The organism is Microcoleus sp. D2_18a_D3 (genome assembly GCF_036702455.1).
In the GTDB taxonomy this organism is placed as follows: Bacteria; Cyanobacteriota; Cyanobacteriia; order Cyanobacteriales; family Microcoleaceae; genus Microcoleus.
Map to the genome: position 1 here is coordinate 26943 of NZ_JAUBTK010000008.1, position 23601 is coordinate 50543.

The window sequence follows — 23601 nt, forward strand, 5'->3', positions numbered from 1 at the left end:
GGGGTTTGGGAGTCGGAGATTTGCCGCAATGGCAGTTGCCCTGGGGCGAATTGTCAGGTTGTTCATTCATAACTCTCGAATTAACGATTTGAAATATCGACTTTTTCGCGAGCAAAAAAGTCGATATTTGGCGAGCGGGCCCAGTTGATCGGTATCTTTCGCAACCGACAAATACCGTTAGTCAAACCAGCCCCGCCGGACAAATATCTTTACTAAAAACCGTATTGGCGATCGATATTTTTGGTGAAAACCGCTTGTCAATATCGCTACCGGCAACTCTCAATCTTTTCCTGCTCTTTTACCCTTTTACCCGTACACTTCCAACTACCAATTTCCCATTGCCGATCAGGAAAATTAAGCTAATGCCGGCACTTTCAAGTACAAGTGGGGATATAACGGGAAGCGATCGCACAGTGCTGCTACTCGACGCAGGCAGTCTGCTGCGACGCTTTCATCATCTGGATTTAGCAGGCGATCGGCAATAATATTGCCAATCTCGGTAAATTCTGCTGTTCCCATTCCCCTGGTGGTCATCGCCGGCGAACCGAGTCTCAAACCGCTGGTGACAAAGGGAGATGCCGGATCGAAAGGCACGGTATTTTTATTAGCAGTAATATTCACACCGCTGACTAATTGGTCCGCTTGCTTCCCTGTCATGTTTACCGATCGCAAATCAACTAGCATTAAGTGATTGTCCGTGCCGCCGGAAACGAGTTTTAAACCCCGCTGCTGCAACTGTGCCGCTAAAGCGCGCGCATTTTCAATTACTTGACCGGAATAAGTTTTAAATTCAGGCTTTAATGCTTCGCCGAAAGCTACTGCTTTGCCCGCAATGACGTGTTCTAAGGGCCCACCTTGAGTGCCGGGGAAAACTGCTTTGTCAAACTTTTTACCTAATTCCGGGTCATTGGTCATAATCAAGCCACCACGGGGGCCGCGCAGGGTTTTGTGAGTGGTGGTGGTGACTGCGTGACAGTGGGGGAGGGGGTTGGGGTGGTGCCCTGTGGCGACTAACCCGGCGATGTGGGCGATGTCGGCGAGCAGGTAGGCTCCGATTTCGTCGGCGATCGCTCTAAACTTCTCAAAGTCGATAATTCGCGAATATGCGGAATAGCCACAAATTAGCAATTTCGGTCGGTTTTCTTTGGCCAGTGCCAAAATTTCGTCATAGTCAAGCTGTTCTGTTTCTTGGCTGACGCCGTAGTGAAAAGCTTTGAACCATTTGCCGGATACGTTGACCGGCGAACCGTGGGTCAAGTGTCCGCCGTGGGACAAATCCATGCCCATTATTCCGTCTCCGGGTTCCAGCAAGCTCAGAAATACTGCAAAGTTGGCTTGAGCGCCGGAGTGGGGCTGGACGTTGGCGTGAGCGGCTCCAAATAGCTGTTTGGCGCGATCGATCGCAATTTGCTCGATGCCGTCAATAAATTCGCAGCCCCCGTAGTAGCGTTTCGCTGGCAGTCCTTCGGCGTATTTATTGGTCAGCACTGAGCCTTGAGCTGCCATTACGGCTGCGGAGGTAAAGTTTTCGCTGGCGATGAGTTCTAGGTGGTCTCGCTGCCGCTGGAGCTCTTGCCCGATTAAATCGGCAATCAGCGGATCGGTTTTGGAAAGGAATTCTAAGTTAGTGTCCGTCACAATAATCAACCTCTTGACAATTTTGGGATTGGGAATTGGGGATCTTATACCGTACTACGGATTTCGCCCCATTGATATAAATATTACGTTGTGTTCAGGTTAAGCCGTTTGTCCCCAACTCCTGACATACAATGAAATTACTGGTGTGAAACCTGCCGGAGGTATCAAATGTTAGTCATTTTAATGGAAAATCAGATGCTTGCCCCTCAGTGTGTTTGCCAAAGTTGTTTGCTGGCCGATCGCACTGGCCAACCGCGCTGGAGCGGTGGAGAGCTTCGCTGCGGGCATCCAGTTGCTAAACCTACGGAAAATTTGCCCGATCGGTACGAGTGTCAAATGGGCTTCGTCATTGCCAATATTAAATAATCATCGGCCAAATAGGGCATGGGGCATGGGGCATGGGGCATGGGGCATGGTGACTATTAACGCGACTCGATCTAAGTTGCCCTGCATCTGGTACTTGAGGCTGCTATCCGCCCACCAATGAGCAAATTCCGGGCGGGTCGGAACTGAGCCTGCTGCGTTATGCTGATTTTAATAGGAATTAATAGTTCACCGATCGACTCAGGAGAGTTCATTATGACTTGGCGCGGGTCTACAACTGTTCCAGACCGGATTTTTGCTTCTTTGCCTTATTTGCTCCCGTTGGTTGACGGGCTTGCCTTTGGCAGGTTTCTGTTTACACAGTTTCCTGTCCTGCAACTGTTGTTGATACCGCTAGCTCCTTTGATGCAAATTTATAGTTTGCCCTTTGCTAGCTTGATTATCTTCTTTGCTCTGTATTTAGGAGTAGTTAGAAACGAAAACATCAGTCACTTCATTCGTTTTAATGCGATGCAGGCGATTCTTTTAGACATTGTTTTGATGCTGTGCGGTCTGGTTTTGCCGATTTTTTCTAACGGCCTCCAAGTCGCCTTTATTGCGGAAACTCTGTATAACATGGTGTTTTTGGGCGCTTTTGCTGCATTTGTCTATGCCGTCGTGCAGTCACTTTTGGGACGCTATGCAGAGATTCCTCCGCTGTCGGATGCTGTTTATATGCAGGTTCGTTAGTCAGTTGGCAGTTTGCAGTTGACTGTTGTTAGTTGTTATCCCTATGATTGTCAAAATGAGGTGAAATCTCGATATTGCGTTAACTGTATCCTCGCAAAATCGTTCATTTTTCCGATCGGGAAAATCATAGGGTTTATACCAAATCCTGCTTGCATATCCAATTTATTTCTCTTCCACATTCTTCCTTCTACTTATCAATGAGACCAAATTATTCAAACAATCTCTCGCAGATGAACTATTTGATCTTGATATTCATCATTAAAAGATGCCTCAGCAATAAAAATTAATTGCCGAATATTTTGTCCAATACTCAACTTGGAATTGAGGATAAAAATGCCCGGAATATGATGACCTTCAGCCAAATGGTCAGTCAAATGCACGGGCATGGATTTACGATTATTCGTCACCAATATAAAGTTATATTCCTCACACCATTTAATAATTTCTGGATCTAAAGTTCCCAGACTCGGAGCTTCGGGTTCGCCTACACACCAAATTATCAAATTTGGATTGCGTGTAAGGATTTCAGCTTTATAGGTAGGATCTACATTTTCATCCAACAGATAATTGAGACTCATTGATGATTTGTTGGAATTTTTTTTCCGAGCTCAGTTTTTGCAGTCTAACAATACCAAGTGGAGGGTTAAGTTCTTGTGCTTTAAGTTGCTGATGGCTCCACTCCAACCAATCAGCAATGTAGTTACTAACGGCTTCTTTATTGTGCAGATAGTAAAGGATAGTAGCATAAACTTGTTCCAAGTTAAGAGATGGATAAGTTTGAGCAATTTGTTCAGGAGTGCGCGCGCGATGAATGAAATCATATAGAACAGTTTCAATGCCGATTCGCGTCCCTTTGACCCGAATATCATCTGGCCGCTGAAAGTCAAAATAGTCTTCGAGTTGCATGGGCGAATGATCCTATTTCAAAGTTGGTGAAAATTGACGGGCTAATTGATATTATACAGCAGATTCCAAGCCTTCCCGGTAGGGACAAAGGCTTTCGCCGTGTCCTCACAAATAACCCATAACTAATGAGTGACAGTATTTTCAAGACTGCCGATGCCTTCAATTTCGATGCGGACTCGATCGCCTATTTGTAGCGGCCCTACTCCTTGCGGCGTTCCAGTCAGTATCACATCGCCGGGAACGAGGGTCATTATTTGACTGATGTAGCAGACGAGAAAGTCTGGGGAAAATACCATGCGATCGATCTGGGATGACTGTACCGGTTGCTCGCTCTCATTGACAAAAGTCTGCAACTGTGCAGCCGGACTCAGTTCGCGGACAATCCAAGGCCCCAAGGGACAAAAAGTATCGAACCCTTTGGCCCTGGCCCACTGGTTGTCCCGCTTTTGCAAATCTCTGGCTGTTACGTCATTGGCGATCGTATAGCCCCAAATTTTGCTGTGTGCTTGTTCGGGAGTGCAGTTGGTACAATGTTCGCCAATTACCAGGGCCAATTCTCCCTCGTAGTCTACCCTTTCCGACTGCTGTGGATAGCGAATCGCTGCACCAGCGGGGATGACAGCACTCGGAGGTTTGAAAAACAGCAGGGGTTCTTCCGGTACTGGAGTTCCCATCTCGGCTGCGTGATCGACATAGTTTTTGCCTACGGCTACAATTTTTGAGGGAGAGCACGGGGCGAGAATTTGGTAAGTATCTGGTGAAAGTTCCAAATCGGTTGGTTGTCCTTTTAACCAGGGCGGTGCATCAAATACTTGAACGCTGTGGCTGAGTTGCAGTAAACCGTAATGGATGTGTCCTTGTGTTGTTTTAACTCGAACGTAGCGCTGGGCCATAGTATTTTAGATTTTAGATTTTAGATTCTAGATTCTAGATTCTAGATTAAGAGGATATAGGCATAATTGCGGAAAATTAATTTGTTTATGCCCGTTTAAGATTTTCGCTGTGCAATTTTGCAACCGCTTTCCGTGCAAATTCCGTGCAGCGGTTTGTCCCAAGAGTCAACTGGTAGCTGGGCGAGCAAGGCAAATTCAAAGATAATGCCGATCGTAACTTTTGATTCCCACTCAGCTAAACTGAGCATTCTGTCGTAATAGCCGCCACCGTAGCCCAAGCGATAGCCACGAACATCGCAGCCTACTGCGGGTACGAGCATTAAATCTACTTCTGAGTAATCTATTTTAGGAGCATCCGGCAGGGGTTCGAGTATGCCATAAGCTCCAGTATGTAAAGCATCTCCAGGCTGCCAGATGTGCCAGGATAGCTCTTTGCCGACACAGCGGGGAAATCCCCATTTGCGGGGAGTTACAAAGAGGGGACTTAAATCTGGTTCTTGACGACAACTGAAGTAGGCGAGGATTGTATTTGCTTGGGTGAATAGGGGCGAGTTTTGTAGGTGATTGCAGAGGCTCGCGCTCTTTTGTCTCCATTCTTGTGCTGATAGGGATTTGCGGGTGTTGAGGAGCGATGTTCTTAATTCTGTTTTAGTTAATGAAGGTTCAATGCTGTTCATATTTCATATCGAATCTCTCGTTTTAGTTTCAGTCCGACAGGGGTTGAAAACCCCTGTCTCATAGCGAAAGTCCTCTAAAAGAGGACTACAATTAATTGCATTTTTCATCAAACTCTGTAGTTTGACTGGGGTTGAAAACCCCTGTCTCATAGCGAAAGTCCTCTAAAAGAGGACTACAATTAATTGCATTTTTCATCAAACTCTGTAGTCGGTTTTAACCGACTTTAGCTTTGAGGCAGGGGTTGAAACCCCTGCCGGACTGTCGGACTGTCGGAAAGTATCAACCAACTGGATTTGATATTACATATTGTCTCACCACAGGACAAACGCTGAATAGCGTTTCATTCTCCTGTTGTTCTATTTCAACGAACGATCGCCTCCCCAAAGATTGCAGCCCATTGAATAACTCGGAGGGCGATAAATCGGCATCTTGTAGCAATTGCTCTATTGAAACTGAATTTCCTTCGCGGCTGAGGCGGCAGATGAGGTTTTTTTCTAATTCTGACAAACGATTTATCTGCGGGTGCAATGTTGCTGCCAATTCTTCCCCTAAGAATAGCCTATCATATTTTAAAAATTCTGCAACCCTACCTCGGAATATTTCTTGAATGGTGGTGGCGACTATTTTTAACCACAATGGATTGCCTCGGTAGGTGTTAATTAGGTTTTCCCATGTTTCGGGATTGAGTAAACTTTTTTGCCGGAAAATTTCGGCTGCTGCTGTACCTATGCCTTTGAGTTGTAAGCTGCGAACTGGTGAATTTTCACCTTTTAATGCGGTAATTTCTCTGGGTGGTTCCCAACTATTGAGGATTAAACAACTGTTGTGGGTTGTTTCTCCGATTTGTCTGAAGAGGATGCTGTAATTTTCGCATTCGGGGCGGTAATTTCCTGCTAGTTGTCCGCTGCAGAGAATGGTTTGCACGTCATCGAGGATAATGAGACAGCGGTTTTTTCGCAGAAATTCCATTAATAGGGAAAGTCGATCGGGGATGCTGGTAGGGAGTTCGATTTCGGGTTTATTTAAGAGAAATTCTAGGAGATTTTTTAGGGTAGTTTCTAACGGTGGGGAGTGGCGGAGACTTCGCCAGATGACGTATTCAAAGTTATGCTGAATTTTTTGGATGAGGTGGAGCGAAAGTGCGGTTTTGCCGATGCCGCTGAGTCCTGATATTGCTGCGAGGTTGCACTTTTCTTGGACGATCCATTTTTCCAGGGTGGCGAGTTCGGATGTGCGTGAAGCGAAGCTATCGCCATCAGGCGAATCGCACAATAATGAAATATGAGGTGCGTCTGCTAAGTCTAGTCTGGTTTGGGGTTGGGAGGTGTCTGAGGTGGGGGTTGAGGGCGATCGGGTTTTTGGAACTTCTGAAGATTGGCTATCTGTACTAACATTAACGTTACAAAATACAAAATCATTACCAAAATTTTGTGAAACGATGAATACTTGTCTCCTCTCAAGTGCCGATCGTAAATTCGATGGAGTAACTTCTTCACCTAATACATTTGATAAACGCTTCCATAATTTTGAAGCTACATTCCTGACGTGACCTTCGCTACAATGCGATACTTCTGCGATTTGAGAGTATTTTTGACCTTCCCATACACCCCCCAGGATAGCTTCTTGCAGATCCTCCAAATGTTCTCCCGTCTTAGCGAAAACCAGGTCATCGGCAAATCTCAAGACTTCTTTAACGTCCATCGGTGAGTTAAGTTTAGGGGTTTCGCCTATTATACCTGCTATTTTATGACATTTTATGACATGGATGGCAACATTTGACTGTTTTTGAGAGTTAGCGTCAGGTAAAATAACTTACATTTTCTGACGTTTTATGACTGGACATCACTGTGAATATAATGATATTATCCAAAGATAAGCGATAATTATCCGCTAATAAACTATAGCAAAAAATTGGAGGCTTAAGCTCATGGCTGACCAACCCAAAAGAGAACCTAAGCTAAAATGTCCGCTGTCGCAAGAACAAAAGGAGACAGTCAAAGAGGTTGCTGATGTCATTGATAAGCATAGAAGAATTGTAAGAAAAATTACGGGTTAAAGCTAATAAATAGTTGTTTGTTGGCCTCGGATCGATATGAGAAATGATTTGAGCTTGTTTGAAATGATCAGACTATTTTTTGAGCTGCTTTTTCAGCTAGTTGACTAAGAGTATTGATTTATCGTAGTAGGTATTTGACCCTAAAAGGAAATAAGCATGGATGCACTCGTAGCAGCAATCACACAAATTTTAGATTACATTCACACCCAAGGCCCAGACGCGATCGCGCAGCTAACGGGACTACTCGAAGCTCTCAAGGTGGGCTCTGTTTCTGTTGCGGCTCTGTTTGGCTTAATTGCTAACGGACCCGCTGTTATTGAATTTCTTAGCCAGTTGATAGCTTTAATCAGTTCAGGTGCCGGTGTTACGGAAATAGCGACAGCGATCTGGTCGTTGGCCACTTCACTGGGAGTGTCTATTGAGTCTGTCATCCATATCTTACAAATGATCGGCGCTTTCTTGCTGGCATTTTAAATATATCAAAAGCGATCGCCCTTCCTGAACCGATGTGCGATCGCACTTTCCATTTATCCCCTCGATCGCAGTTCATCAAATTCTGCTTCTGAATCTTCCTTAGTAAAAATTACATCCTCATAAATAGCATCAATACCTGTGCGAAAATCTACGCTAGCCAAGTGAATTTCGCTTCCTTGAGTATAGGAATACAAAACCCACAACCCTTCAGCATTACGGCGGAAACACTCTACCCTCTGCCGTTTTTGGCTAATTAACACATACTCTTGCAGCGTTTCTAATTCTTGATAGTCAGCAAACTTATCGCCCCGATCGAATCCTTCCGTACCGTTAGACAAAACCTCGACAATTAAACAAGGATATATTTTAAAAGATTGAAATGCCTTGTCCCGTTCGTCCCACGTTACCATCACGTCAGGATAGTAGTAAATATTCTTCGCTTCAATCCTGGCTTTCATGTCAGACATATAAACACGACAGCCACTACCCCGAACATGATTTCTCAAAAGTGCAAATAAGTTGCCGGCAACTGTCACATGAGCATCACTTGCACCAGCCATTGCATAGGTTTCGCCCTGAATATACTCGTGTTTGAGCTGACTGAGTTCTTCTAACTTCAGATACTCTTCCGGTGAGATATAATTGTGGGTGCGATCGGCCATCATTGGCTTTCCCAAATGTAAGTTTTATATGATTTCAGTCGAGATCGATTTAGACTTGCTAAAACGGCAAATTTATTGTTGGTTCAAATTTGAACCTAACAAGTATTTCCCCAACTATTTGATTAATTATGCCTCAGTCAGCAGAGCAAAATCGCGCGGATTTTTTAACACAAAACAGTCATTTTCTTTAATTAAATCGCCAAAACAGGTTACGGGCGATCGCTCTTCATAAGCTTTTAGAGCCAACTGATAATCTGATTCCCTCAATTCCAGATGAATTTTCCTCAATTTACCCACCACAAATCCCATGACTATCACTTGGCAGGTTCCCGATGCTTCCCCGTGCAGTTTATTAATCCATCCTTGGATTTCAACATTAGGCAATGAAGTGATTAAATCGCTGAGAATCTCTAGTTGCGAGCGATTTTCTACTATTTCTAGCGTCTTTATAGCTTCACCCATAAGCTGAGGGGCATCAAATTCTTGTCTCAAAGGCTGCTTGATTTCAAAAAGTTGACCGTTATCATCTTTTTTGTGCCAAATCAAGGTATTTTCATAAACTAAAGCAACTTTTTGCCAGTCGGTTGTTTGCAAGTGCTCTTCTAGCACATTTGGCTCTATAGTCTGAAGAATTTTGTAGTCTCGTACAGTTACTTTCATGGTAAACCTCCTTGGCTAAGACGCTGCATGATAGACTTAAGAGCTTCTACTGTGAACTGATTAGAGCGGGGCAGCTCAACAGTGATATTAGTTGTATTTTGTCTTTCTGGCTGTCCCCGCAGCGACACCCAGTAGGCACAATTTTTAATACACATTTCTGTTTCTGACTGCTGCAACCAGTCTTCGACATTTTCCGGCACTAAAACTACAACTAAGATGCGCGGCACCTGCGAGTTGATTCTCAAATCGTTATAGTTCTTGATCCTGAGCGGATATCGGATAAATTGCCGATCGAGTATATCCTTTGAAGTACATTTTAACTGCAAGTTCAGCTCAGGGGAAAAGATGATTCCGCCACCACCTCTTGCCACGATATGCAAATCGATGCTGTCGTCGTCTACTTCTAGCTGATTTACAGACAAACCCGCAACTGCCGCCACAGCGCGTACATAAGCTTTACTGAAAAGTTCTTTCTGTTGATTTAGTTCCATGCACCACCTGTTCAAAAAAAACCAGGTTTCTTCAAGAAACCTGGTTTTCACACTTACGCTGCGTGTTTTCGATACCAATCAATCGTATTTTTCAACCCATCCTTAAACTGCACCTCCGCAACAAAACCAAACTTTTCCTTAGCCCTTGCCGTATCCAAACAGCGGCGTGGCTGACCGTTCGGTTTGTCTGTTTCCCAAACAATTTCACCCTCAAATCCCATCAATTCGCAAATCGTTTCCACTAAATCGCGAATTTTCACTTCGCTATTCGTTCCCAAATTTACCGGATCAGATTCACTGTAATCTTGCGTTGCCATCACAATTCCCCGCGCGGCATCTGTGGAATACAAAAACTCGCGGCTAGGGCTGCCGTCGCCCCAAACTGGCAGTGTTTTGTCTCCGCTTTCTTGGGCTTCGTGGACTTTGCGAATTAATGCGGGGATGACGTGGGAACTTTTCGGGTCAAAGTTATCTTCCGGGCCGTACAGATTTACTGGTAGCAAGTAGATACCGTTGAATCCGTACTGCTGGCGGTAGGATTGCAGTTGCACTAATAAGGCTTTTTTCGCTACTCCGTAAGGTGCGTTAGTTACCTCTGGATAGCCGTTCCACAGGTCATCTTCTTTGAAAGGAACTGGGGTTAAATTGGGATAAGCGCAAATGGTGCCGACGCAGACAAATTTTTCGACTCCGGCTTCGTAGGCTGCGTGGATTAGTTGCGCGCCCATCATCAAATTGTCGTAAAATAATTCAGCGGGTTTGACTAGGTTTAAACCGATGCCACCGACGTGGGCGGCGAGGTGAATGATGATATCTTGTTGGTCGGCGGCGCGCTTGCAGTTTTCCATAACGCGGAGGTCGCAGTCGCGCGATCGAGTTACCGAAATTTTATCAGCATCGGCCCCTGCTTTCACTAGCTGGTCGATTACCTGACGGCCCAAGAAACCGGCGCCGCCCGTGACTAGAATGCGTTTGTTGCTTAAATCCAAGCTTGTCATAATTTTAGCCTCGGGATTTTGAATAAGGGTCGATCGACAATTTCAATTCTAAAATTGTTGCTTTAGCAAAAAAAGCTTTCAGCTACAGGATGAGGTTGTCCAGAAATTTGTTTTAGCTGCAGCAGATAGGCACAATTTGCGCCGTGCACACCCGAAAGTTAGATATAAGGGTCGCGACTCCCCAACTATCATTTTAATGTTTTTTTTAGCCCGCACAGCCGAAAAATTGGCGAGCAATTAAGCTGCTTCTTTGAATGCCGATCGTGCTAATAGCTGTAACAATCCTCCGATCAGTTGTGAAGTGTGTGCAGCGGCAATCCTCGGGTGCGCGACTTTCGCCAAAGGGGTAGACACGGGGCCCTACCCCTACAAATTGTTTGCACTGACGGCTTGATTTAGCGACTTAATCAAATCCGTTGCCCGAACCCCGTCCTTGCTCGTCTAAAGCTTTCATGTCAGCATCTACCATTAAATGTACTAACTCCTGAAAAGTTACAGAAGGTTCCCAATTTAATTGCTGGCGTGCCTTAGTCGAATCGCCAATCAACAGTTCGACTTCTGCAGGACGCAAGTAGCGTTCGTCAAACTCCACATATTTTTGCCAATCTAAATTGACGTAAGTAAAAGCCAAATCGAGAAATTCCTTAATGGAATGGGTCTCGTTGGTAGCAATGACATAATCGTCAGGCTTGTCTTGTTGCAGCATCAGCCACATCGCCCGCACGTAGTCTTTAGCATAGCCCCAGTCCCGCTTGGAATCGAGATTGCCCAAGTAAATCTTTTTCTGCTTGCCGGCGACTATTCTGGCCACGGCGCGAGTAATTTTGCGAGTTACAAAAGTTTCGCCACGGCGGGGAGATTCGTGATTGAACAAGATGCCGTTGCAGGCAAAAAGTCCGTAAGATTCGCGATAATTTACTGTTTGCCAGTGTCCGTAAACTTTGGCGCAGGCGTAAGGACTTCTGGGATAAAAAGGAGTTGTTTCCTTCTGCGGAACTTCCTGTACCAAACCAAACATTTCCGAAGAACCTGCTTGATAGAACCGCACTTCAATGCCGGTGCGGTGCTGATAGTCCCGAATTGCTTCTAGCAGGCGCAATACTCCCATTCCTACTGTGTCAACCGTATATTCCGGCGAGTCAAAACTGACTCGAACGTGAGATTGAGCGCCTAAGTTATAAATTTCTACCGGCTGAACTTCTTCCAATATCCGGCGGAGAGTGGTGCCGTCCGTCAAGTCGCCGTAGTGTAGAAACAGGCGCGCACCCTCGCTGTGAGGATCGACATAGATGTGGTCAATTCGATCGGTATTGAAACTAGAACTGCGCCGGATAATGCCGTGAACTTCATATCCTTTCTCTAACAGTAATTCGCTCAAGTACGAGCCGTCTTGACCTGTAATACCTGTTATTAGCGCTCGCTTACGTTGGGTCATCTGATTTTCCTTTGACAGGCTGTGTTAATTCACAATAAATTTTTTGGCAGAGGCTGTTGATCCCTGCCGGCCGTATTCTCAAACTGCTTTATAAAACTTACTCAAACTTAACTTTAGTTACCTAAAGCCAGTTGAAGTTTACTTCCTACGCTGTTGGGTAGTGGGCTATCCCAAGATAAGTAGGCTATCCCCCTTAAGCCAAAGGTTATAGAGTTAAGCTTAACACCTAAACCTACAGTAGTCTATCTAGAAGAACTGATCTTTCTAGATGAAGAAGAGGTAGGTTTATTTAACTATTTGCCCCTTTAGTTAAGCACACAATTATTCGACCGGCATCCAGGAACTGTTAAGTTTTGACAAAGAGTTTGTCGCTTGCTGTCAGTAGTCAGCATCAGTGGTCAGTAACAAATAAAACTAACTACCGATTGCTGACTGCGGACAAAAATTAATATGCGCCGTTATTTTTGGGAAAAATCACAACTCCAATTGTTTTGAAAACAATCCACATATCCATCCAAAGGTTTTTGTCATTTGCGTAATAGAGGTCGATTTGGACTCGGCGGGGATAGGGAATGTCGTTGCGACCGGACACTTGCCACAAGCCTGTAATTCCAGGTCTTATGGTAAGAATTTTGTTGATGTGACGGCCGTATCTCGGCAGTTCTTCTTCAACTAAAGGTCTGGGGCCGACGACGCTCATATCTCCTTTTAAAACATTCCAAAACTGGGGAAACTCGTCTAAACTGGTCATTCGTAAAAATCTTCCAATCCAGGTAATTCGAGGATCTTGTTTTAGCTTGAAATTGTCCTCAAACTCTTGACGCAAATGCGGAGAATTTTCCATGATTTCCAGCAATATATCGTCCGCATTTTCCACCATCGTTCTGAATTTAAGGCAATAAAACCTTTTACGGTTTTTGCCTACTCGTTCCTGTACGTAAAAAATAGGACCGGGCGAGCTTAAGGCGATTAAGAAAGCCAAAAGCAGGTAAACCGGAGCAAACAGGATCAGAACCGATAAGGAAAACAGGATATCAAATAACCGCTTGAAAAGTTCTCCGTCGAGGCTCTGTAAAGAACGACTTATGCGTCTATCTCCTTGCAGGACAGACCCAAAACCGCGTCTTGCGATCGCTCGAATTACCTTGCCGGAGATTAGTTGGCTGTCGGCAGTCATCTTACTCCTTCACTTCACACCACACACAGTCCTGATCATAAAGCCTCAAGACACTTTGTTCTCTCAATTATGTTTCCAATACTCAATTTTCTGCCTTCTGAAGGCTTCAAAAGGCAGAAAGAAGAAGGAAGAGGGCTTCTGGCGGCAGAAGGAAGAAGGCACAAGGCACTTATGCAGAGGTCTTCTGAAGGCACTTATACAAAGGCAGAAGGAAGATTGTCCCGCTATCGGGTTCTGGCACTCTCAAGCCCCAGACTGAGTAAAATCACGGGATTGAAATTCCTGATAGCAGCGTTCCACAAAAGCTAGATAGCGCTGCCCAAAGACATCGGGGGCAAACTGTTCAGCGCGCAACCTGCTGATTTCTGGCTCAAATTTGCCTTGCAACTGCTCAAATTCCTCGACAGCTTCGACTAATGCTGCTGCGGTTTGGGAGGAAAAAAATAAACCAGTCCCTGTCTCTGGGTGTTGGCGAATGTCGAGCACTGTCTCCAAAGCGCCCCCTGCTGCATAGGAAATTACCGGTGTTCCGCAAGCTTGAGCCTCTACCAAAGCTATGCCAAAATCTTCGCAAGCTGCATATACAAAGGCTTTCGCCTCGGCCATGTACTTTTCCACTATCGAGGCGGGCTGCCAGCCGAGCACTTGCACGTTGGGTTTGGCGATTTGCCGAATCATTTCTAATTCTGGCCCGGTACCGATGACAATTAGAGTATGCCCGAGTTGATTGAATGCTTGGACGATCGCACTTACGTTTTTGTAACTTACCAACCGACAAACGGTGACGTAAAAGTCTTGTTTTTGCCGCATCAAGGAAAATCGCTCGATATTTACCGGCGGATAAATCACCTCGGCCCGCCGCCGATAGCATCGCCAAATTCGGCGCGCAGTGTGTTGAGAGTTAGCGATGAAATAATCAACGCGATTGGCGGAAATTACGTCCCACTGCCGCAGTCGATGCAACAAATATCGCGTCAGCAAACCCTGGATGCCCCGTCCCGCTTTGCTGCTACGCAAATAGTCAAAAGTTAAGTCCCAAGCGTAGCGCATGGGCGTGTGGCAGTAGCAGACGTGCATTTGCTGGGGACTGCTGAGGATGCCTTTGGCGACGGCATGGGATGATGAGAGGATGATGTCGTATTCTCGCAGATCTAGTTGTTCGATCGCGATCGGCAGAAATGGCAAATATTTTTGGACGCCACTGCGGGCTGCGGGAAAGTGCTGCAAAAATGTTGTGCCAATCTGTCGCCCGAAAAGATAGCTTTCGGGATTGGCCGATTCAAAGTCGATGAGGGCATAGACATCTGCCTCGTCTACGTGTTTGAGAATTTCCTGTACTACGAGTTCTGAACCGCCAGTAGCTAAGGGCGTCAACCATTCGTGAACTAGGGCGTATTTGAGTTTTTTCACTTGTATTTGTAGCCGATCAAACGATGTGTTAGCGCCAGTTCTGTCAATATTAATCTTACTGAGGGATAACTTACGCAATATCCAGCCATCAACCAGATTTCTATCTAGGTATCTAGGTCAAACCAAGGATTTTGGGAATAAACGGAGTTTTTGTCAAATCAACCACAGCAAAACTGCACTCTCCAGCAGTGATTTCCCCGATTGTTGACAAGAAATACTATTAGGCGGAATATTGAGGGTGATTTGCGAACGCCTAAATCTTCGGAACCGGCGATCGGCTCAATGTGGTGTGAGGAAAAAATGTCCAAATTTTTGTGGAAGGGACTTTTAGTTAGTCCCGCTGTATTAGCAGCAAGTTTAGTCGTATCTTCCACGACGCTAGCAGCAGAGCAACCTTTAGAAATTGCCACGGCAGCTCAAGCTGATAAATTGCAATTAGCAGGTGCTGCAACCGAGGCAGCCAAGTCTGAGACGGCAAAGCCTGAGACAGCCGAACCAGCCTCACTAGCTAGCAACTTGACTGTTGATACTATTGAGAAAGAAAGTGCGAACCTCTACGAGGGCTTCACTAACGATTTGAGCGCCCCAGTTGCCGAACAAGCAAAAATACCGGAAGTTGCAGCAGATTTAGGCGAAACCAAACCCGCAGTAGCGCCCGCAAATTTAAGTCCCGAACAACCAGTCGCCGAGCAAATCCCCGCAGTAGCGCCCGCAAACTTAACCGAAACGCAACCCGCCGCACCACTGGCTAATTTAAGCGCCCAAGAGCAGATTTCCCAATCGCCAAATCCAAGTACCCAACCTCAACCACAGTCTAATGTTTTAGAACAAATCAACGAATACAGCACAGAAGGAAGTAGCAGCGAAAATGCAGCCGGCCAAGTAACATCTGTGTCGCAACTTTCCGACGTTCGACCAACCGATTGGGCGTTCCAAGCTTTGCAGTCTCTAGTAGAGCGCTACGGGTGCATAGCTGGCTATCCTGACGGCACTTTTCGCGGCAACCGGGCGATGACTCGCTACGAGTTTGCAGCGGGTTTAAATGCGTGTTTGGATAAAGTTAGCGAGCTAATTCAAGGCGGTTCCAGAAATCTGGCGACGCGAGAAGATTTGGCTTCTGTGCAAAGGTTGCAAGAAGAATTTGCGACGGAATTGGCAACTTTGCGCGGCCGCGTCGATGCTTTGGAAGCGCGTACCTCTGAATTAGAAGCAAATCAGTTTTCGACTACGACTAAACTCAACGGCGAAGTGATATTTGGTTTGGCGGGTATCGCCAGGGGAGAGGATGCCGAGGGCCGCGACGCTGATAAAACCACGGCTTTTGGCAGCAGGGTTCGTCTCAATTTTGACACGAGTTTCTCTGGAGAAGATTTGCTGAGAACTCGACTGCAAGTTTTAAATTTGGGCTCATTTTCTACTAATAATACGAAAACCGCTGAAGGGGAATTGCGGTTTAATGCCGGGCCTTTTGGCGAGGCTAGCAATACAGTAGGTTTAGATGCGCTGCTTTACCAATTCCCTATCGGCAAAAGCACTACTGTAATTCTCGAAGCTAATGCCGGCGCTGCTGATGATTTTGTTAACACTGTCAACCCTTACTTTGACGGAGACGGCAGCTACGGCGCTCTTTCTAACTTCGGTACTCGCAACCCAATTTACTATTTGATTGGGGGTTCTGGCATCGCTATGCGGCATCAGTTTGGGGAAAAACTCGAACTGAGTTTGGGATATATGACCGGCAATGCTGCGGACCCGACGCGGGGTAACGGTTTGTTCAACGGTGCTTACGGCGGTTTGGCTCAGTTGACTTTCAAACCGAGCGACAGCATTGCTTTAGGTTTAACTTACGTTAATTCCTACAACGTCGTTACCGGTACCGGCAGCAATGCTTCTAATTTCCCGGTGCGTCTGGCTTCCTTCGGGCTCGACAGCGATAGCAATCTGCCAGTTTCTAGTAATTCCTACGGCGCGCAAGCTTCGTGGCAGTTGAACCGGAGATTTGCAATTGGCGGTTGGGCGGGTTACACCAACCAGCGCATTTTATCCAACTTGACTACTCCTACGGGTTCTGTGCAGCGGGGGGATCAAAAAGTCTGGAACTGGGCAGTTACTTTGGCTTTTCCCGATTTGTTGAAAGAAGGAAATGTGGCGGGGATTGTGGTAGGTATGGAGCCGCGGGTGACGAGTTCTACTAATCGGACTTTGCCGGAAGATAAGGATACTTCGCTGCACCTTGAAGGTTTCTATCAGTTTAAGTTGAGCGACAATATTTCTGTCACTCCTGGTCTGATTTGGCTGACTGCTCCTGACCACAATAAGAATAATTCTGATTTGGTGATTGGGGTTGTCAGAACGACGTTTACTTTCTAGGATCAGGCTTTTGGGATTTTAGATTTTAGATTGGCGGTTTTAATCTAAAATCTAAAATCGCTAATCTAAATTTGTCCGAGCTTGGGTTTAAGGTTTCAACAGAAACGACCAGCTTTAGCTAAAGCTGGTCTACACAAATAGTTAAATCCGTTGTGTTGTTTTCCCACAGTGTTTTTCTCACAGTGAGGAAACCCAAGTTGCACGTTTCTTTGCAAAGGGTTCTAAAAGAAATATCATCCCTCTTAAGCGGTATTATAACAACAAAATTTAATTTTCTGTAATAAAACTTTACATTACAGACTAATTTTAATTTTGAGGGGACGATCGCACTTTCGGTCACTTTGTATAATCAAACCTCGGTTCAAAAACCCGGTTCCTGCCTAGGTTTATCGGTTCCAAACCCGTTATTTTGGGTAAAAACAAGTTTCGATTGCCGATCGACCCTTTTTTTCACTTTGTATAACTCAAGCCGGAGCTTGCTGCGGTCTGCCCCAGACAATCCGCTCCTGCTTGTATACAACCATACCAGGTTTAGCACCTTTCGGCTTGTATACATATTTCGGTTCTGTATAAACCACAGGAACTTGTTCGCTGTGGCGGGCGCGACTGTAGTAAGCAGTCATGTCAGCGGCAAATTGCAAATCGGTTTCTTCAGCCACAGTACCGGGTTTGAGACGCAGCAAAGCGTGGCTTCCGGGAATCTCTAGGGTGTGGAACCACAAGTCGTAGTCGTTGGCGGTGCGAAAAGTGAGTTGGTCATTTTGGCGATTGTTGCGCCCGATTAATAATTCAAAGCCGCTGGGGGTTTGGTAGCGGTGAAATTCGATCGCAGCATTTTTGTCGGTACTGCGGTAATCTGGTACGTCTAGATATTTTTGCTGGATCAGTTCTTCGCGGATTTCGGCGAGGGTTTGCAAATCTTGGGTGTTGCGGTAGGTTTCCAACACCGAAAGTGCTACTTCAACTTGTTCTAAATAGTCGATTTCTTCCTGTACGGCGGCTAACAAAGGTTCTACTGCAATGCGAGCTCTTTTAAGTTTTTGGTGTTTTTTGTAGAGGGCTTGAGCGTTTTGAACTGCGTTTTTTTCCGGGTTTAGGGCAATGATAACTGGTTTCTCGGTTTCAAAGTCGGGGAGAGAAATTGATTTCATTCCCGGTTCCCAATGCTGCAAATTTGCCATCAGCAAGTCGGCTTGGGATTTGTGGGTGTCTGCGTCTGCTGATTGCTGTAAACGTTCTTTAAATGTGTTGGCTTTGAGGCGCAGTTTGGCTAAGACATTGTTGAGTTTTTGGGTAAGCTGATGCCGCAGTTGGGCGAATACTTCTTGATTGATTTCGCCTGTGTAGTAGCTGTTAAGTAATTCTTGAACGGAAGAAGGAAGTTCGGCAACGGATTCTGTAACGGATTTAACGGATGTCAGGAAGGAAGAATCAGAGGGCGGGCACGACACCGCCCCTACATTGTGATGTTCTGGTGTCGGCCAATCGATGACGGTGTAGCCTTCGGGGGTAAAACTAGGGTGAAATTTGGAGTTTTCTAGGCATTGCAGCCAGTATAGCCAGCGCTGGAATAGTTGCTGCCAGTCGTCGGGATTGAGGCTGTCGGTGGATTGTTCGGGGTCTAAAGAAGCCGATCGAATCATTGACAAAACTAAGGCTTTACTCATCCCTCGGTAATTCTTCAACAGATTGCCCTTTAATTGTCCAGGAACCAGGCTAATTCGTGATTGCCAGCGGTTTTGAGATTCGCTCAGACTCGGCACTGCATCGGTCAAAGACGGGGGCATTTCGTAGGGTTGCCCGGTTTGGATGGGACGGACGGTGGACTGTTTGGCGCTGACTTGGTGCGCGCAGGTGACAACGAGGTTGTCTTGGGCGGTGAGGATGACGTTGCTGTACTTACCCATGATTTCGGCGTAGAGGTGCCAGAGGGCGGGTTCTCCGGGGCGTTTGGCGAATTGCAAATCTATGACTCTTTCCCAGGATGAAACGGGGGCGATGGAAACTAAGGCTAAACCGCTGAGTTGGTGCCGCAGTTGTTCGCTGAAGGTGAAGGTGTCGGGAATGCGGGGCGGGGGGTCGCCGACGCAGATGCGGGCGGCCACAGGATGCCAGGAAAGGTCTATCCAGCCACGCCCTTTCATCGTGCGGAGGGCTAGGGACACGGTAAATCGATCGCGCTGGTAGACTTGTTCTAAGCGCGCTGGCAGCCATTGGGCTCGCAGTTCGCTGCAAGCTGCGGTTAAAGTTGTAAAGTCTACGGGTTGCACGGTGGCCTCTTTGCGATCGAACTATCTATTTCTATGCTGACAGATTTAGGTCGTCTTTGACCGATTGTACCAAAGTTTTGCAACCAAATTTTAAAATCAGTTAAAAATCCGCTGATTGAAAATCCGGGCAGAAGAATGTGCGATCGTCAAGGGCGGCAAATACAGGAGACAACAATAAGGTGTTTGTAGTGAGAAATCCAATTCCTCTGTATTTTATGAGGAATTGGATTCCTCACTACAAACCTAATTAATTAATGATTATCTAAACTCGACTCCAATTGCATTCATTCCCAAACACTCAGGAAAATATCTGCGTTAATCTGGGTTAATTTGCGGTGGCCCAATCATTCAAAAATTTAGGCAATAAGTCTAATTTTTTAGACCAATATCCCGCAGCATTTCCAAATGCTTGTGCACAGGTGCGATCGTATTGGCGGCGATCGCCCCGCTAGCAGCAACAGCCGGCAAACCAATTCCCGGAAACGTCGAATCTCCACAGCAAAACAGCCCCGCTAAAGGCGTTCTCGGCCCGGGAAACAAGCCGCTACCCGCCCGAATTCCCGGCCCGTAGGAACCGCGATGGCGGCGCAAAAACCGTTCGTGGGTGAGGGGTGTCCCAACTAAGGTGACTTCGCAGCGCGATCGAATATCGGGGATAATTCTCTCTAAGGCTTCCCAGATTACCTCGGCGCGCGCTTGTTTTTGCAGCTTGTACTCTTCGCTGGTGCGCGCGTGCTTTTGCCACAAATCGTAAGGCTCGTTTCCGGGGGTATATGCGTGAATGACCTGCTTTCCCGGAGGCGCGAGGTGGGGGTCGAGGAGGGAGGGAATCGAGACGAGAACAACGTTCTGAGGGGCCGAAACGCCCATTTCCCAGTCTTTGACGAAGATGTAGTGACAAGCTAAGTCCGATCGCACTCCGGCTGCATCTATTCCCAGATGCAGGTGCATGAAGCTGTCGCACTCGGGCGTCGCCTGCCGCTGTTGCCGAAACCTTTGGGGGACTGAGGTTTCGGGCAACAGTTTCAGCGTATCCCAAACGGAAGCGTTGGAGACGACGGCTTTGTGCGATCGAATAATTTTGCCCGATCGCAGCCGCACGCCCGCAGCCCGGTTGTTTTCCACCAAAACTTCTGCAACGTGGGAATTTAGCAGCAACTGCCCTCCGTGGCGCTCTAAACCGCGTACCAGGGCATTTACCAAAGCTGCACTACCGCCGATCGGATAGTCCAAAACTGCATTCGGGCGATACCAGTCGGCGAACATGAAAGCGACTTCGGCTGCGATCGTTCCGTCGGCGGGAAGTCCAGACAGCAGGAAACACAACAAATTCAGCCAATTTCGGACAAAGGGATCTTTGACATTTTTGTCCATAATTTTGCTGAAAGGGCCTGCAAGTGCGATCGCGTCGCCAGCACTTTGCAGGAAAGCCGGCGCAAATTGGCCGAGGGTAAAAACACTGCCCAAATCGAAGCGCAAAGCCAGGGGGGGCAAGGCTGTGGAAGCTTTGGCATAGGGTTCCATGATGCGCTGGAGTTGCCGCCATTCGGCGACTGCTTCGGCGCCGCGCAGTTGTGCGAGCACTTCGCCAAATTGACTCGCACCAACGGATGTGTCGAAATCGCCTTCTGGCAAACAGCAACCCCAGGTATCGTAGGTGATGCAGGGGAGTTTTTCGCCGATCGCATCCAAAACTTGCCGCAGCGGATTCGCAGACGGGCTGTAGGATAATCCTGAGTACAGGGAGGGCCCGGAGTCGAAGGTAAATCCGTCGCGTTCAAAACCGTGTGCGGCCCCGCCCGCGATCGAATGGCTTTCGCAAACCACAACCTCAAAGCCATAGCGGGCTAGCATTGCAGCGCAAGTCAAGCCGCCTATTCCGCTGCCGATGACGATGATTTCTGTGTCTGTGGGGGCGATCGCAACCATGTTTTTCTCCGCTACTTCAGCTAATATTATCAATGTCTTGCAGCTTTAGGACTTAGGCATTTAACAGATGCGATCGTCCCTAGCCCTCCAAAACACAAGGCGAGTAGGGGGTGGGACAAGAAGCAGTCAAAGCCCCCCTCAATCATGGCGAAGAAGCAGTAAAAGTCAACCCCTAATCCCCGATTTTTTGGAAAATCTAGGGGGAGCTCGACTCAGCTACCACCCTTAAAATACCAATCTGTATATTATTAAATGGAAAATCTATCTATTCTAGAACAAGCTGCCCAATCTAATTCTAAACCATCTCCCGATGCTGTAGTCGCCGCCCTCCTAGAAGCTGAGAAAAACTCGAAAAAAAATAAAATTCGCTATTCTTTCGAGCAGTTAATCGGCAACTGGCAACTCTGCTTTATCACTGGCACCAAAAAGACTCGACAAAAAGCGGGGATTGTGTTGGGTGCGGGACGTTACATCCCTCAGTGGATTGCGAAAATTCAAATTGCTTATGCGGCCGAACCTGTTGCGGAAGGGGAAGAGAATAGTGAAAGCGGCAGGGTAGAAAATTCGGTGCAAGTTGGGGCGATCAAACTAACTCTTTCCGGGCCCACTAAGTTTTTGGTTAATAAAAACATTTTAGCTTTTGATTTTACCAGAATTACTGTGAAATTGTTGGGTAAAACTGTGTATCAAGGATTTATTCGCGGCGGTGAAGCGCGGGAGGCGGAATTTTTGAGTTTGAGTGTGGGGAAGCAGGCATTTTTTGCATATTTTCTGGTAGAAGATGGGATAATTGCCGCTAGGGGAAGGGGCGGCGGCTTGGCTTTGTGGGCGAGAGTTTAGCGGTTCTTAATGGCCTCCCATATAGCAGGGAAATAACTTTATTTATTTCGGAGTTTGGGGGATATTTGTTCTGCTTGGTGGTTGACTTATGTTGTTTACTGCATCAATATTACTCAAAGTAGCAGCTTCCCCCGCGCGATCGCCCAGTGACCGCCAAATTGGTAAAGCTTGGTTAAAGTATTTCAATGCTTCTTGCGGTTGGGAGATGCTGTTGTACGCTAAACCAATATTATTCAAAGTAGTAGCTTCCCCCCTGCGATCGCCCACCTCCCGCCTAATTGGTAAAGATTGGTTAAAGTATTTCAATGCTTCTTGCGGTTGGGAGATGCTGTTGTACGCTAAACCAATATTATTCAAAGTAGTAGCTTCCCCCCTGCGATCGCCCACTTGCCGCATAATTGGTAAAGCTTGGTTAAAGTATTTCAATGCTTCTTGCGGTTGGGAGATACTTTCGTACGCTGCACCAATATTAGTCAAAGTAACAGCTTCCCCCCTGCGATCGCCCACTTCCCGTCTAATTGGTAAAGATTGGTTATAGTATTTCAATGCTTCTTGCGGTTGGGAGATGCTTTTGTACGCTAAACCAATATTATTCAAAGTATCAGCTTCCCCCGCGCGCTCGCCCACTGACCGCCAAATTGGTAAAGCTTGGTTAAAGTATTTCAATGCTTCTTGCGGTTGGGAAATGCTGTTGTACGCTAAACCAATATTATTCAAAGTAGTAGCTTCCCCCCTGCGATCGCCCACTGACCGCAGAATTGGTAAAGCTTGGTTAAAGTATTTCAATGCTTCTTGCGGTTGGGAAATGCTGGCATACGCTACACCAATATTACCCAAAGTAACAGCTTCCCCTGCGCGATCGCCCACTGACCGCCTAATTGGTAAAGCTTGGTTAAAGTATTTCAATGCTTCTTGCGGTTGGGAGATACTTTCGTACGCTACACCAATATTACTCAAAGTAATAGCTTCCCCCGCGCGATCGCCCACTGACCGCAGAATTGGTAAAGCTTGGTTAAAGTATTTCAATGCTTCTTGCGGTTGAGATATGCTGTTGTACGCTACACCAATATTACTCAAAGTATCAGCTTCCCCCCTGCGATCGCCCACTGACCGGCTAATTGGTAAAGCTTGGTTATAGTATTTCAATGCTTCTTGCGGTTGGGAAATGCTGTTGTACGCTACACCAATATTACTCAAAGTAGCAGCTTCCCCCCTGCGATCGCCCACTGACCGCATAATTGGTAAAGCTTGGTTAAAGTATTTCAATGCTTCTTGCGGTTGGGAGATGCTGTGGTAGTTATAACCAATATTATTGAGTGCTATAGCTTCACTTTTTTTCTCTTTAAATTGTCGCGCAATGGCTAGAATCTGCTGCCATGTTTCTATTGCCTGTCGCACTTGTCCTTGCCTTTCCTGTTGCTTTGCTTGTTCTCTGAGTTGCTTTAATTTTTCAACATGTGAATTTTGACTTTGCGCCAAACTCGGTTGCACCATCAGCGGCACAGTCAGAGGAGTCAGACACACACCCAAAACCAAAACACTGCTAATACTTTGTTTCATCTTTTTCATAATTTCCCAAAGTCGATTAATAGAATAGGCATCCAACGCAGAATCTTTACTTAATATGGGTATCTAACAGAAGTCTCATTACATATAACCCT

The 23601-nt window shown here is 46.4% G+C and carries 22 protein-coding genes; 6 read left to right on the forward strand and 16 right to left on the reverse strand.

Features of this window, described 5'->3' with window-relative positions; translation table 11 throughout:
• Nucleotides 1-354 precede the first annotated feature (354 nt).
• On the reverse strand, nt 355-1638 hold the full coding sequence (glyA, locus tag QUB06_RS05960; protein WP_333060851.1) for a serine hydroxymethyltransferase: 1284 nt from the start codon (nt 1636-1638) through the stop codon (nt 355-357).
• Between the two features lie 168 nt (nt 1639-1806).
• Between glyA and QUB06_RS05965 the strand changes: the two genes are divergently transcribed.
• Both QUB06_RS05965 and QUB06_RS05970 read left to right on the forward strand, forming a co-directional pair.
• Nucleotides 1807-2004, forward strand: coding sequence for a hypothetical protein (locus QUB06_RS05965; RefSeq protein WP_006631916.1), 198 nt, complete (start codon nt 1807-1809; stop codon nt 2002-2004).
• A gap of 213 nt (nt 2005-2217) precedes the next feature.
• Nucleotides 2218-2691 (forward strand): Tic20 family protein, encoded by a 474-nt coding sequence (locus QUB06_RS05970; protein WP_333081032.1) that lies wholly within the window; start codon nt 2218-2220, stop codon nt 2689-2691.
• A gap of 212 nt (nt 2692-2903) precedes the next feature.
• On the opposite strand, the gene QUB06_RS05975 is transcribed toward QUB06_RS05970, so the two are convergent.
• From QUB06_RS05975 to QUB06_RS05995, 5 genes are all read right to left on the reverse strand, one after another.
• Nucleotides 2904-3269 (reverse strand): hypothetical protein, encoded by a 366-nt coding sequence (locus QUB06_RS05975; RefSeq protein WP_333282988.1) that lies wholly within the window; start codon nt 3267-3269, stop codon nt 2904-2906.
• Nucleotides 3244-3597, reverse strand: coding sequence for a DUF433 domain-containing protein (locus tag QUB06_RS05980; protein WP_333282991.1), 354 nt, complete (start codon nt 3595-3597; stop codon nt 3244-3246). Before QUB06_RS05980 ends, QUB06_RS05975 begins: the two co-directional genes overlap by 26 nt.
• A gap of 122 nt (nt 3598-3719) precedes the next feature.
• Nucleotides 3720-4490 carry a fumarylacetoacetate hydrolase family protein gene (locus QUB06_RS05985; RefSeq protein ID WP_333434505.1) on the reverse strand — a complete coding sequence of 257 codons (771 nt, stop codon included), beginning with the start codon at nt 4488-4490 and terminating at the stop codon, nt 3720-3722.
• Nucleotides 4491-4585: 95 nt separating this feature from the next.
• The gene (locus tag QUB06_RS05990) at nt 4586-5167 is read right to left on the reverse strand and encodes a 5-formyltetrahydrofolate cyclo-ligase (RefSeq protein WP_333434506.1); all 582 of its coding nucleotides are present in this window, start codon (nt 5165-5167) and stop codon (nt 4586-4588) included.
• Nucleotides 5168-5447: 280 nt separating this feature from the next.
• Nucleotides 5448-6869 carry an NB-ARC domain-containing protein gene (locus QUB06_RS05995; RefSeq protein WP_333434507.1) on the reverse strand — a complete coding sequence of 474 codons (1422 nt, stop codon included), beginning with the start codon at nt 6867-6869 and terminating at the stop codon, nt 5448-5450.
• Between the two features lie 226 nt (nt 6870-7095).
• Here QUB06_RS05995 and QUB06_RS06000 point away from each other — a divergent pair, with 226 nt between their 5' ends.
• Both QUB06_RS06000 and QUB06_RS06005 read left to right on the forward strand, forming a co-directional pair.
• Nucleotides 7096-7224 carry a hypothetical protein gene (locus QUB06_RS06000; protein WP_333434508.1) on the forward strand — a complete coding sequence of 43 codons (129 nt, stop codon included), beginning with the start codon at nt 7096-7098 and terminating at the stop codon, nt 7222-7224.
• A 156-nt stretch (nt 7225-7380) separates the two neighbouring features.
• Nucleotides 7381-7698 carry a hypothetical protein gene (locus QUB06_RS06005; protein ID WP_333434509.1) on the forward strand — a complete coding sequence of 106 codons (318 nt, stop codon included), beginning with the start codon at nt 7381-7383 and terminating at the stop codon, nt 7696-7698.
• A 53-nt stretch (nt 7699-7751) separates the two neighbouring features.
• Here the strand turns inward: QUB06_RS06005 and QUB06_RS06010 are convergent, their stop codons facing one another.
• The 7 genes from QUB06_RS06010 to QUB06_RS06040 all read right to left on the reverse strand — a co-directional run bounded on the left by QUB06_RS06010 (nt 7752) and on the right by QUB06_RS06040 (nt 14531).
• Nucleotides 7752-8363, reverse strand: coding sequence for a Uma2 family endonuclease (locus QUB06_RS06010; RefSeq protein WP_333434510.1), 612 nt, complete (start codon nt 8361-8363; stop codon nt 7752-7754).
• A gap of 123 nt (nt 8364-8486) precedes the next feature.
• Nucleotides 8487-9020, reverse strand: coding sequence for a hypothetical protein (locus tag QUB06_RS06015; RefSeq protein WP_333434511.1), 534 nt, complete (start codon nt 9018-9020; stop codon nt 8487-8489).
• Nucleotides 9017-9511: a DUF4365 domain-containing protein gene (locus QUB06_RS06020; RefSeq protein ID WP_333434512.1), complete on the reverse strand. Its 495-nt coding sequence runs from the start codon at nt 9509-9511 to the stop codon at nt 9017-9019. Before QUB06_RS06020 ends, QUB06_RS06015 begins: the two co-directional genes overlap by 4 nt.
• A 53-nt stretch (nt 9512-9564) precedes the next feature.
• Nucleotides 9565-10509, reverse strand: coding sequence for a GDP-L-fucose synthase (locus tag QUB06_RS06025; RefSeq protein ID WP_333434513.1), 945 nt, complete (start codon nt 10507-10509; stop codon nt 9565-9567).
• 403 nt (nt 10510-10912) lie between these two features.
• Entirely contained in the window at nt 10913-11944 is a 1032-nt protein-coding gene (gmd, locus tag QUB06_RS06030; protein WP_333109604.1) for a GDP-mannose 4,6-dehydratase, read from the reverse strand.
• 445 nt (nt 11945-12389) lie between these two features.
• Nucleotides 12390-13121 carry a sugar transferase gene (locus QUB06_RS06035; RefSeq protein ID WP_190663127.1) on the reverse strand — a complete coding sequence of 244 codons (732 nt, stop codon included), beginning with the start codon at nt 13119-13121 and terminating at the stop codon, nt 12390-12392.
• A gap of 243 nt (nt 13122-13364) precedes the next feature.
• Nucleotides 13365-14531: a glycosyltransferase gene (locus QUB06_RS06040; protein ID WP_333434514.1), complete on the reverse strand. Its 1167-nt coding sequence runs from the start codon at nt 14529-14531 to the stop codon at nt 13365-13367.
• Nucleotides 14532-14831: 300 nt separating this feature from the next.
• On the opposite strand from QUB06_RS06040, the gene QUB06_RS06045 reads away from it, so the two are divergent.
• Nucleotides 14832-16901: an iron uptake porin gene (locus QUB06_RS06045; protein ID WP_333434589.1), complete on the forward strand. Its 2070-nt coding sequence runs from the start codon at nt 14832-14834 to the stop codon at nt 16899-16901.
• Nucleotides 16902-17365: 464 nt separating this feature from the next.
• On the opposite strand, the gene QUB06_RS06050 is transcribed toward QUB06_RS06045, so the two are convergent.
• Both QUB06_RS06050 and QUB06_RS06055 read right to left on the reverse strand, forming a co-directional pair.
• Nucleotides 17366-19171: an NFACT RNA binding domain-containing protein gene (locus QUB06_RS06050; RefSeq protein WP_333434515.1), complete on the reverse strand. Its 1806-nt coding sequence runs from the start codon at nt 19169-19171 to the stop codon at nt 17366-17368.
• Between the two features lie 369 nt (nt 19172-19540).
• Nucleotides 19541-21100 carry an NAD(P)/FAD-dependent oxidoreductase gene (locus QUB06_RS06055; protein ID WP_333434590.1) on the reverse strand — a complete coding sequence of 520 codons (1560 nt, stop codon included), beginning with the start codon at nt 21098-21100 and terminating at the stop codon, nt 19541-19543.
• A gap of 252 nt (nt 21101-21352) precedes the next feature.
• On the opposite strand from QUB06_RS06055, the gene QUB06_RS06060 reads away from it, so the two are divergent.
• The gene (locus QUB06_RS06060) at nt 21353-21940 is read left to right on the forward strand and encodes a hypothetical protein (protein WP_333434516.1); all 588 of its coding nucleotides are present in this window, start codon (nt 21353-21355) and stop codon (nt 21938-21940) included.
• 42 nt (nt 21941-21982) lie between these two features.
• Here the strand turns inward: QUB06_RS06060 and QUB06_RS06065 are convergent, their stop codons facing one another.
• On the reverse strand, nt 21983-23500 hold the full coding sequence (locus QUB06_RS06065; RefSeq protein WP_333434517.1) for a tetratricopeptide repeat protein: 1518 nt from the start codon (nt 23498-23500) through the stop codon (nt 21983-21985).
• Nucleotides 23501-23601: the final 101 nt, after the last annotated feature.